Source organism: Bradyrhizobium sp., from assembly GCF_017881085.1.
Classification (GTDB): domain Bacteria; phylum Pseudomonadota; class Alphaproteobacteria; order Rhizobiales; family Xanthobacteraceae; genus Bradyrhizobium.
On record NZ_JADGRI010000198.1, the window covers coordinates 1 to 10,161 of the forward strand.

The following is a 10,161-nucleotide window of genomic DNA, read 5'->3' on the forward strand; positions in this document are numbered from 1 at the left end:
GCCATTCCCCTGCCCTCCGGCATCCGCTCCCGCTTCGTCGACGACATCAACGGCTTGCGCATGCACGTGCTGGAAGCAGGCTTCGAGACAAAAGGCCGCCCCTGCGTGCTGCTGCTGCACGGCTTTCCCGAACTTGCCTTCAGCTGGCGCAAGGTGATGCCGCAGCTTGCGGCGGCCGGCCATCACGTGATCGCGCCGGACCAGCGCGGCTATGGCCGAACCACCGGCTGGGACGGCGATTACGACGGCGACCTCAATTCGTTCCGGCTCACCAATCTGGTGCGCGACGCGCTCGGGCTGGTATCGGCGTTCGGCTATCGAAGCGTCGACGCCGTGGTCGGGCATGATTTCGGCTCCTCGGTCGCCGCCTGGTGCGCGCTGGTGCGGCCCGACGTGTTCCGGTCGGTGGTGCTGATGAGCGCACCGTTCGGAGGCCCGCCGCCGCTTCCGTTCAATACGGCGGATGCGCCGCCGAAGCCCAAGCACGAGGACCCCGTGCACCGGGAGCTGGCCGCGCTGCCGCGTCCGCGCAAGCATTACCAATGGTACTATTCGACGCGCGAGGCGAACGCCGACATGCAGCGCGCGCCGCAGGGCGTGCATGATTTCCTGCGCGGCTATTACCATCACAAGAGCGCGGACTGGAAAGACAACAAGCCCTATCCGCTCAAATCATGGTCGGCGGGCGAACTGGCAAAGCTGCCGACCTATTACGTGATGGATCTCGCCAGGAACATGGCCGAGACCGTGGCGGAGCAAATGCCGTCGCCGGAAGCCATCACCGCCAACCAATGGCTGCCGGACCGCGAACTCGCCTTCTACAGCGCCGAATATGAACGCACCGGATTCCAGGGCGGCCTGCAATGGTATCGCTGCGGCACGTCCGGCGAATTCATCGGGGAATTGCAGACCTGGTCGGGCCGCAGCATCGACGTGCCCTCCTGTTTCATTTCGGGAAAACAGGATTGGGGCACCTATCAGCGCCCCGGCGTCTATGAAGCGATGCAGCAAAGCGCCTGCACGCGCATGCTCGGCGCTCACCTGATCGACGGCGCCGGCCACTGGGTACAGCAGGAACAGCCCGGCGAGGTCAGTCGCCTGCTGCTGCGGTTCCTGAAACAGGCCACAGAACGCGCGCAATAAACCCCACTTCCTGCAATATCGACCTCACGCGGCCGGCGTGACAACGATGCGGGAACCATCCCGGATCGGCCGCGTTGCAGGCTACGGGCAATGCGCCTTGGAGGAGAATCTATCTATGGAAAAGAAGATCGCTGGAATTTTGGGAGCGGTGGCGACGCTCGGGGCATTCAACGCCGCTCAGGCCGCGCCGAGTCCGGCCCCGAGTGACATATTGCGGGCAAATTCGTTCGCAGACCTGCTCGAGCCGATCCCGAACGCCGCAAAGCTGCTGCAGGCGGTCGACGAATCGGCTCCGGCTCCGTCAGCCAACGAAAACATGCAGCTGGCGCAGATCTTTATCGAACACCACCACCATCATCACCATCATCACGCCTATCGCCGCTATGCACCGCGCGTCGTGATCGTGCCGCCGGGATACGGCCGGTACCGTCACCACCACCACCACCATCATCACCACAGTTTCTACCGCCGCGACTACTGAGGTCGCTACCATCGGATGATGCGAAAACAGGACCCCAAGGGGTCCTGTTTTTTTCGCGCCTTATCCAAGCGCCTATTCCTGGCGGGCTTTTTCCTTGGCGGCGCGATGCAGGTGCCGGTAGGTGCCGTCGAACACGGTGTCGGTCGAGGAGGTCCATTCGGTCCCGGCCGAAAGCGTCGGCCGGCTGTGGTAGATTCGCCGCGCCTGCAGCTCGCGCTCGGCGGATTCTTCCTCGCTCATCTGCTCGAGCTCGAAATTGGCTTCCTCGGGGATGACGATGATCTGCGCGAACGGCTCGTTCGGCCTGAAAATGTGGGTGCGGCCCTCGGCCGGCGCCTTGAACACGCAAAAGAACATCATCGGCCACCAATTGCGTACCAGCGCCGGCACTGCGATCGGCACCGTGTCGGTGGGATCAGTGTAAAACCGCGGGTGCGGTTCGGTCCGGATCGCCATGCCCTTTTCGACCTTGAGATCGAGCAGGATTTGATAGGTGTAGAAGCCGTCGCCGAAATTCCGGAACGGCGGCCATTGCACCCCGCTGTCGGGCGGCTCGCCCCAATCCCCTTCCAAGATCAAACGGCCGTCTCTGGTGGTGACGTGCAGCTCGTTGTCGTAGGGGTAGAACAGTTCAATGCCGTATTGCGCGCCTTCCGAAAACGGCACGCAATGCCACACCTGCTCACGCGAACCGTTGGCGCGAGGTTCGCGCTTTCCGGCCCATCCGGGAATCTCAAGCTTGGTTCGACGCGGCGCCAGCCGCGGATCGTTCAATCGGTATTTGACCTTATCCATGCGATCTCCGGTCGAGAATGTCTTAGGGAACTCGAACGGGCACCGGCTGGAACGGTTCCATTTCGCCGGCCCCGAAAATCATGCGAAGGGCGGTTTTGTTGCACTGCGCGCTGAATTTGACCCCACCCGGGCGAGCCATTATAGGTTTAGAACGATTCTAAAGCACTTCTGGGAATGTTTATGAAGAATTTCGCCGATTTGACCGAGCGTGAAGTGCTGGCGGTTGCGATCTCCGCGGAGGAGGAAGACAGCCGCATCTACATGACCTTCGCCGAGGACCTCGCGGAGCGCTATCCGGAATCGGCCAAGATCTTCGAGGAGATGGCGGAGGAGGAAAAGGGCCATCGCCACATGCTGCTGGAGATGTACGAAAAGCGTTTCGGCCCGAACCTTCCGCCGATCCGCCGGGACAATGTCAGGGGGTTCTTACGCCGCCGGCCGATCTGGCTGACCAAGAACCTGTCGCTCGATGCCATCCGCAAGGAAGTCGGGACGATGGAGTTCGAGGCCGAGCGCTTCTATGTGAAGGCAGCCGAGCAGACCCAGGATGTCGGCGTCCGCCGCCTGCTCGGCGATCTCGCGGAGGCGGAAAAAGGCCACGAGAAAATCGCGGCCAGGCTGACCGACCAGATCCTCAGTCCGGACGTGCGCGCGGAGGAGGACGAGACGCGGCGGCGCGTGTTCGTGCTGCAATATGTGCAGCCCGGTCTCGCCGGCTTGATGGACGGATCGGTGTCGACGCTGGCACCGCTGTTTGCGGCGGCGTTTGCCACGCATCAGAACTGGCAGACTTTCCTGGTCGGCCTGGCGGCCTCGATCGGCGCCGGCATCTCCATGGGTTTCGCCGAAGCCTTGTCCGACGACGGATCGCTGACCGGGCGCGGTTCGCCTTGGCTGCGCGGAGCGGCCAGTGGGGTGATGACGGCGCTCGGCGGCCTCGGTCACTCCATGCCCTATCTGGTTCCCGATTCCTGGGCCAATGCGTTCTGGATCGCGACCGCGATTGCGGGCGTCGTGGTGTTCTTCGAATTGTGGGCGATCGCCTACATCCGCGCGCGCTATATGGACACGCCGTTCCTGCAGGCGGTGTTCCAGATCGTGCTCGGCGGCGTCATCGTGCTCGCGGTCGGCATTCTCATTGGAGCGGCGTAGCGCGCCAACGATGATGAAACGCCGCCCCGCACTCCGTACCCGACATCTCTCCCTGCTGGCCGGCGCATCCCTCGCGGCCGCAGCGGCGCAGCCGGCAAAGGCCACCGACGAGATCCAGGTCTACAACGCCGGCATCGCGGCGCCCGGCCAGTTCACGATCCAGCAGCACCTCAATTATGTCCCGCTCGGCGTCAAGGACCCGCCGTTTCCCGGCGGCCTGATCTCCCACAACAGCATCAACGGAACGCCGGAATTCGCCTATGGCGTCACCGACTGGTGGGAAGTCGGGCTCTATCTGCCTTTCGCCATCAAGGACCAGCAATTCCTGTCGGACGCTTTCAAGCTGCGCACCCTGTTCGTCTTGCCCAATGCCGAGCAGCGCAATTTCTTCTACGGCGTCAATTTCGAATTCTCCAACACGATGCCGAGATTCTCGCAGTCGAGATTCGGGATGGAGATCCGTCCCATCATCGGCGTCCGCAATGCGGACTGGGAATTCATCGTCAACCCGATCGTCGACATCAGCTTCGGCAGATATGGCGAGGCGGATTTTACGCCGGCGGCGCGCGTGGCGCGCAGGCTCGCGCCGGATACCTATGTGGGGCTCGAATATTACTCCGACTTCGGCGAGATCGGGAATTTTTCCAAACCCGCCGATCAGCAGCACACGCTGTTCGCCGTCACCGATTTCAAGCTCGGCGTCTTCGACGTGGATTTCGGCGTCGGGTACGGGCTGACCCCGGCGTCCGACCGCTGGGTTGTCAAGACCATCATCGGATACGCGTTCCCCGTCCCCGGAGGCAATTCCGCCGCCAGCGAGCGTAGCGCTGCCGGGCCGGTCAACCCGATGGCGCGCGATTCCCGCAACCCTGACGCAACGCTGCAACGGCTCGTGCGTTAGGTCCCCTTTGCAACGTCTTCAAGGAATCTCATGACCGCTCGTCTGCAATACGGAACCACCGCCAAGGTGCTCCATTGGCTCGTGGTGGCGCTGCTGGTGGTGCAATATCTGATCGGCTGGCTGATGCCGGACATTCATCGCGGCATGAAGCCGGGCGCCGGCATGACCTTTCATATCTCGTTCGGACTGACCATCCTGGTGCTCATCGTCCTGCGGTTTGCCTGGCGGCTTGCCCATCCCGTGGCGCCCGAGAGTTCGCTTCCGCCGTGGCAGCGATTGAGCTCGGAAGTCGTGCATTGGCTGCTCTATGTGCTGGTGTTGGCGACGACCATCACCGGCTGGCTGTTCGCCTCGTTCCGCGGCTGGTCCGTCCCGCTGTTCTACTTCATGCCGATGCCGATGCTGGCGTCCGACAATGCCGCCGCGGGAAAGGCCATCGACGGATTGCATCAGGCGGCGGAATGGGCGCTCCTGGTCGTGATCGGCATCCATGTCGCGGCGGCGCTCGCCCACATCTTTGTCTATTGCGACCGCATCATGCAGCGGATGCTGCCGGAATAGCTGTATTGCGCCGGCAATAGCGGTCTGGCGGACACCGCCAAAACCAAGCATCATCCGGTGTGAGTTGTAAAACCTTACCGGGAGTAGGCTTTGGCCAAATCGCAATGGAGTTTCAAGAGCGCGACCGAACTGTCGGCGGCGCTGGCGGCGAAGAAGGTTTCCGCCGTCGAACTGGCGGAGGACGCGATCGGCCGCATCGAGCGGCACGATGCGAAGATCAACGCGATTTGCGTGCGCGATTTTACCCGCGGCCTGGAAGCCGCCCGTGCCGCCGACGCCGCCCGCGGGCGCGGCGAAACGGGCGCGCTGCTCGGCCTTCCCCTGACCGTGAAGGAATCCTACAACGTCGCGGGGCTGCCGACGACCTGGGGCTTTCCGGCGCAAAAGGATTTTGTCCCGGGCGAAGACGCGCTGTCGATCTCCCGCGTCAAGCAGGCCGGCGGCGTCATCCTGGGCAAGACCAACGTGCCGGTCGCGCTCGGCGACTGGCAGAGCTACAACGAGATCTACGGCATCACCAACAACCCTTTTGATCTCGGCCGCACGCCGGGCGGCTCTTCCGGCGGATCGGCGGCGGCGCTGGCGGCGGGCTATGGCCCGCTCTCGCTGGGGTCCGATATCGGCGGTTCGCTGCGGGTGCCCGCTTTTCATTGCGGGATCTATGCGCACAAGCCGACCTTCGCGCTGGTGCCGCCGCGAGGCCACACCGCGCCGCCGGCGCCGCCGCTGCCGTTCGACCGCGATCTCTCGGTGATCGGGCCTATGGCGCGCTCGGCCGCGGACCTCACGCTGTTGCTCGACGTGATCGCCGGACCGGACCCGATGGAGGCCGGCAAAGCCTACACGCTGGCGCTGCCGGCGCCACGCCACCATGAGCTGAAGAATTTCCGCGTGCTGGTGCTCGCGACCGATCCGGTCATGCCGACATCGGCCAGCATGCGCGACGCGATCGAGAGGCTTGCCGCCAACCTCGGCAAGGCCGGCGTCACCGTGACGCGCGACAGCCCGCTATTGCCCGATTTCGCCGCCTCGACGCGGCTCTATATGCGGATGCTGATGTCGTTCCTCGCGGCTTCCTTCCAGCCAGAAGTCTACGCCGGCGCGCGGGCTGCGGCGGCCAGGCTTTCCCCTGATGACACGAGCCTGGCGGCGGAGCGGCTGCGCGGCATCGCGCTCAGCCATCGCGACTGGGTGATGGCCGACGGCGCGCGCGCGCGGCTGCGCGCTCAATGGCGCGAGCTGTTCAGGAATTTCGACGCGGTGATCTGCCCGGTGATGCCGACGCCGGCCTATCCGCACGATCATTCCGACGACCAGGAAGCGCGCCGCATCGATGTCGACGGCAAGGATTTCGTCTATGTCGATCAACTGGCATGGCCCGGCATCGCCACCCTGCCCGGCCTGCCCGCCACCGCGATCCCGCTCGGCCTGTCGCCGGAAGGCCTGCCGGTCGGCGTGCAGATCGTCGGCCCGTGGCTGGAGGATCGCACACCGCTAAGACTGGCCGAACTGATCGAGCGCGAATTCGGCGGCTTTGTGCCGCCGCCGATGTTTGATGATTGAAGTTCCGACACCCGGAACACATGCTCCGTCGTCCCGGCGATTAGGCATCGAACACGATCACGCTGCGCACGGTCTTGCCGGCCTTCATCGCGGCAAAGCCTTCGTTGATCTCGGAGAGCTTCAGCTTGGCCGAGATCCAGTCTTCCAGGTGCAGCCGGCCGCGCATGTAGAACTCGACCAGCCGCGGCATGTCGACGCGGAAATGATTCGAGCCCATCGAGGAGCCCTGGATCTTGCGCTCGCGCAGGAAGTCGAAGCCGTGGAGCTCGATCTTCTGGCCGAACGGGATCATGCCGACGATGGTCGCGGTGCCGCCGGGCGCCAGCATCGCGAACGCCTGCTCCGCGGTTTCCTTGCGGCCCAGCACCTCGAAGGAATGATGCACGCCGCCGCCGGTGAGCTCGCGCACCTGCTGCACCACGTCGCCGTTCCTGGGATCGACGATGTCGGTGGCGCCGAGCTTGGTCGCCAATTGCAACTTGGCCGGATTGGTGTCGACCGCGATGATGCGGCCTGCGCCGGCGATCTGAGCGCCATTGATCGCGGCCATGCCGACGCCGCCGCAGCCGATCACCACGACGCTTTCGCCGGGCGCGACTTTTGCGGTATTCACCACCGCGCCGTAGCCGGTGATGACGCCGCAGCCGATCAGCGCGGCGAGATCGAGCGGCATGTCCTTGCGAATTTTGACGATGGCGTTTTCGTGCACCAGCATCTGCTCGGCAAACGACGACAGATTGAGGAACTGGTTCAGTTTTTCCGACCGCGCCCAGGACAGCCGGTTGGAGACGCCCGGCATCAGCTTCACCGTGGTGTCGGTGCACAGCACCGGCCGCCCGGTGGTGCAATTGTCGCAGGTGCCGCAGAACACCGACAGACAAGTGACGACATGATCGCCGGGCTTCACATAGGTGACGTCGGAGCCGACCTGTTCGACGACGCCCGCGGACTCGTGGCCGAGCACGGCCGGCAACGGATGCGGATAGAGCCCTTCCATGAAATGCAGGTCGGAATGGCAGAGCCCGGCGACGGAGGTGCGGATCAGCACCTCGCGGGGACCGGGCTTCTGCAGGCTGACGTCCTCGATCACCAGCGGCTTGTTGACTTCGTACAGGACGGCGGCCTTCATTGGTGTTTCCCCTTTTGTCTATTTTCAAGTTTTTGAAACGCGAAAGGTGCGCTCCCTCTCCCATCCAACTCGGGTTTACCCGAGTTGGCGACTTTATTTTCCGAAGTCGGATGTATCCGACTTCGGTGGGAGAGGGTCGGGGTGAGGGGTTCAGGTCTATCGATAGTCCAGAACCCCTCACCCGGATCGCATCTGACGATGCGATCCGACCTCTCCCACAAGGGGAGAGGTAGATCACGCGTCCGAGACTAAGCTACCTTCAGCAATTCGCCAACCTCGGCCATGTCGACGGCGCGGTCGCCGAGCAGATGGTCCGTGATCGCGCGCTGCGCCGGATTTTCCGTGAGCCGGAACGGATCGCTTGTTGGGAGCCGGTGATCGATCACCATGCGCGACAGCAACAGCCTTCGCGCGTCGCCGCGCATCTGATGGATGCGCCCGCGCCGAGCCGGTCGAGATGCGGCTCGATATGGCGGAACAGCGCGTCCGGCAGATGAATCCGCAAGAGGTCGGTCAGCGCCGCATCGGCGCGGTAGAAATTCATGCCGGACGTATCCGGCGCGAGCAGTCCCCGCCGATCGGGCTTGTCACATCACTTTGTCTTGCCAGCTCTCGCATTTGCTACTCTTGTTCGTTCCGCGCCCTGTGTTCTAGGTGTATGTTTAGATGATATAGATCATTCCAGAGCAACCAGGCGATAAAGCCGTCACAAGGCATATCCGGAGGAACGCCCCATGGCGGAAGCTTATCGCATCATCGGCGCCGAGATGTCGCCCTACTCGGTCAAGGTGCGCTCCTATTTTCGCTACAAAGCCATTCCGCATCAATGGGTCTTGCGCAACGCGGCGAACCAGGCCGAATTCGAGAAATACGCGAAAATGCCGATCATCCCGCTGGTGGTGACGCCCGAGGGCGCTGGCATCCAGGATTCCACCCCGATCATCGATGCGATGGAGAAGCTTTTTCCGGAGCCTTCGATCCACCCCGACGACGCGATCGCGCGCTTCGTCTCGGCGTTGATCGAGGAATTTGGCGACGAATGGGGCAACAAGTGGATGTTCCACTACCGCTGGGCCCGCGACGTCGACCAGATCTCGTCCGCCGGCCGCATCGCGCGGATGCGCGGACCTGCGGCCGACGAAGAGAAGCACCAGGCCTTCGCCGGCCAGGTCCGCGCCCGCATGGTCGATCGGGTGTGGTTCGTCGGCTCCAACGAAGTGACCGCGCCGCAGATCGAGGCCGGTTTTATCGGCATGTTGGAACTGCTGGATGCCCATCTGGCGACGCGGCCTTATCTGTTCGGCGGAAGGCCGGCCTATGGCGATTTCGGTCTCTGGGGGCAGATCTATGAAATGTGGACCGATCCGACCGCGGGCGGGCTGATCGGCGGCGGCGCGCCGCATGTGCTGGACTGGGTGCATCGCATGCTGTGGCCGAGGGCGGAAGGCGCGTTCGAGGCATGGCCGGCGCTGGCGCCGACCCTGATGCCGATCCTGCAGCAGCAGGTTGGCGCGCAGTTCATGCCCTGGACCTGCGCCAACGAGAAGGCGCTGGCCGAAGCCAAGGGAGAATTCAGCGTCACGCTCGGCAATAATATCTGGACCCAGAAGCCGCAAAAATATCACGCGCGCTCGCTTGCGATGCTGCGCGCCAAATATGCCGAAGCTGCCGACAAGGCCGCGCTCGATCCGGTTCTGGAACAAGCGGGCTGCCTTGCCGGATTGCGCGGCTGAACGCGTCAGCAAAGGATCAGGAAAGGAAGAGGCTCATGGAAATACCCAAATACAAAATCGCCCTGATCGTCGGCGCCGGCGAAGGCCTGAGCGCATCGCTGGCGCGGCTGTTCGCCAGGCAGGGCATCCGCGTCGCGCTCGCCGCACGGCAGATCGAGAAGCTCGGCGCGCTGTGCGCCGAGACCGGCTCCCGCGCCTTTGCCTGCAACGCCACCGACGCCGACGAGGTCGAGCGCCTGTTCGGACTGGTGGAGCGCGAGATCGGCGTACCCGATCTCGTGGTCTATAATGCCAGCGGGCGAGCGCGCGGCGCCTTCACCGACCTGGTGCCGGCGGATGTATCGCAGGCGATTGCGGTGAGCGCCTTCGGCGGCTTCCTGGTGGCGCAGCAGGCGGCCAAGCGCATGCTGCCCAACAGACACGGTGCGATCCTGTTCACGGGGGCGTCGGCCAGCGTAAAGGGCTATCCGCAATCCGCACCGTTCGCGATGGGCAAGTTCGCGCTGCGCGGGCTGGCGCAAAGCATGGCGCGCGAATTGGCGCCGCAGGGCGTTCACGTCGCGCATTTCGTCATCGACGGCGGCATCCGCAGCGCCGCGCGCGCGGAAGCCCCCGACCGCCCGGATTCGATGCTCGACCCCGACGCCATTGCCTTGAGCTACTGGAACGTGCTGCAACAGCCGCGCAGCGCCTGGACCTGGGA

At 63.9% G+C, this 10,161-nt stretch carries 11 protein-coding genes and 1 pseudogene; 8 read left to right on the forward strand and 4 right to left on the reverse strand.

What is annotated here, in order from left to right; genetic code table 11:
• Positions 1 to 3: 3 nt before the first annotated feature.
• Positions 4 to 1,143: an alpha/beta hydrolase gene (locus QZ213_RS18125; RefSeq protein WP_291687482.1), complete on the forward strand. Its 1,140-nt coding sequence runs from the start codon at positions 4 to 6 to the stop codon at positions 1,141 to 1,143.
• Positions 1,144 to 1,258: 115 nt separating this feature from the next.
• A complete protein-coding gene (locus QZ213_RS18130; RefSeq protein ID WP_291687472.1) occupies positions 1,259 to 1,624 on the forward strand; it encodes a hypothetical protein in 366 nt (121 codons plus the stop codon).
• A 72-nt stretch (positions 1,625 to 1,696) separates the two neighbouring features.
• On the opposite strand, the gene QZ213_RS18135 is transcribed toward QZ213_RS18130, so the two are convergent.
• Positions 1,697 to 2,419, reverse strand: a complete 723-nt coding sequence (locus QZ213_RS18135; RefSeq protein ID WP_291687473.1) for a hypothetical protein — start codon at positions 2,417 to 2,419, stop codon at positions 1,697 to 1,699.
• A gap of 180 nt (positions 2,420 to 2,599) precedes the next feature.
• Here QZ213_RS18135 and mbfA point away from each other — a divergent pair, with 180 nt between their 5' ends.
• The 4 genes from mbfA to QZ213_RS18155 all read left to right on the forward strand — a co-directional run bounded on the left by mbfA (position 2,600) and on the right by QZ213_RS18155 (position 6,596).
• Positions 2,600 to 3,571, forward strand: a complete 972-nt coding sequence (mbfA, locus tag QZ213_RS18140) for an iron exporter MbfA (RefSeq protein ID WP_291687474.1) — start codon at positions 2,600 to 2,602, stop codon at positions 3,569 to 3,571.
• Between the two features lie 13 nt (positions 3,572 to 3,584).
• Positions 3,585 to 4,472, forward strand: coding sequence for a hypothetical protein (locus QZ213_RS18145; protein ID WP_291687475.1), 888 nt, complete (start codon positions 3,585 to 3,587; stop codon positions 4,470 to 4,472).
• Positions 4,473 to 4,502: 30 nt separating this feature from the next.
• On the forward strand, positions 4,503 to 5,033 hold the full coding sequence (locus QZ213_RS18150; protein WP_291687476.1) for a cytochrome b: 531 nt from the start codon (positions 4,503 to 4,505) through the stop codon (positions 5,031 to 5,033).
• 90 nt (positions 5,034 to 5,123) lie between these two features.
• On the forward strand, positions 5,124 to 6,596 hold the full coding sequence (locus QZ213_RS18155; protein ID WP_291687477.1) for an amidase: 1,473 nt from the start codon (positions 5,124 to 5,126) through the stop codon (positions 6,594 to 6,596).
• A gap of 40 nt (positions 6,597 to 6,636) precedes the next feature.
• Here the strand turns inward: QZ213_RS18155 and QZ213_RS18160 are convergent, their stop codons facing one another.
• The 3 genes and pseudogenes from QZ213_RS18160 to QZ213_RS18170 all read right to left on the reverse strand — a co-directional run bounded on the left by QZ213_RS18160 (position 6,637) and on the right by QZ213_RS18170 (position 8,269).
• Complete coding sequence (locus QZ213_RS18160; RefSeq protein ID WP_291687478.1) at positions 6,637 to 7,725, reverse strand: Zn-dependent alcohol dehydrogenase; 1,089 nt, start codon at positions 7,723 to 7,725, stop codon at positions 6,637 to 6,639.
• Between the two features lie 248 nt (positions 7,726 to 7,973).
• Positions 7,974 to 8,162 (reverse strand): annotated as a pseudogene (locus QZ213_RS18165) (DNA alkylation response protein); the annotation flags it as partial.
• Positions 8,108 to 8,269: a hypothetical protein gene (locus QZ213_RS18170; protein WP_291687479.1), complete on the reverse strand. Its 162-nt coding sequence runs from the start codon at positions 8,267 to 8,269 to the stop codon at positions 8,108 to 8,110. The pseudogene QZ213_RS18165 and the gene QZ213_RS18170, both read right to left, overlap by 55 nt.
• 190 nt (positions 8,270 to 8,459) lie before the next feature.
• On the opposite strand from QZ213_RS18170, the gene QZ213_RS18175 reads away from it, so the two are divergent.
• A complete protein-coding gene (locus QZ213_RS18175; RefSeq protein WP_291687480.1) occupies positions 8,460 to 9,458 on the forward strand; it encodes a glutathione S-transferase family protein in 999 nt (332 codons plus the stop codon).
• A gap of 35 nt (positions 9,459 to 9,493) precedes the next feature.
• Positions 9,494 to 10,161: SDR family NAD(P)-dependent oxidoreductase (locus QZ213_RS18180; RefSeq protein ID WP_291687481.1), on the forward strand; the 668-nt coding region annotated here is incomplete at its 3' end.

What these genes read in the sequence shown, in the direction of transcription:
- QZ213_RS18130 (WP_291687472.1), top strand. Translation starts at nt 1,259, where the DNA reads ATGGAAAAGAAGATCGCTGGAATTTTGGGAGCGGTGGCGACGCTCGGG.
- QZ213_RS18135 (WP_291687473.1), bottom strand. Translation starts at nt 2,419, where the DNA reads ATGGATAAGGTCAAATACCGATTGAACGATCCGCGGCTGGCGCCGCGT.
- mbfA (WP_291687474.1), top strand. Translation starts at nt 2,600, where the DNA reads ATGAAGAATTTCGCCGATTTGACCGAGCGTGAAGTGCTGGCGGTTGCG.
- QZ213_RS18145 (WP_291687475.1), top strand. Translation starts at nt 3,585, where the DNA reads ATGAAACGCCGCCCCGCACTCCGTACCCGACATCTCTCCCTGCTGGCC.
- QZ213_RS18150 (WP_291687476.1), top strand. Translation starts at nt 4,503, where the DNA reads ATGACCGCTCGTCTGCAATACGGAACCACCGCCAAGGTGCTCCATTGG.
- QZ213_RS18160 (WP_291687478.1), bottom strand. Translation starts at nt 7,725, where the DNA reads ATGAAGGCCGCCGTCCTGTACGAAGTCAACAAGCCGCTGGTGATCGAG.
- QZ213_RS18170 (WP_291687479.1), bottom strand. Translation starts at nt 8,269, where the DNA reads ATGAATTTCTACCGCGCCGATGCGGCGCTGACCGACCTCTTGCGGATT.
- QZ213_RS18175 (WP_291687480.1), top strand. Translation starts at nt 8,460, where the DNA reads ATGGCGGAAGCTTATCGCATCATCGGCGCCGAGATGTCGCCCTACTCG.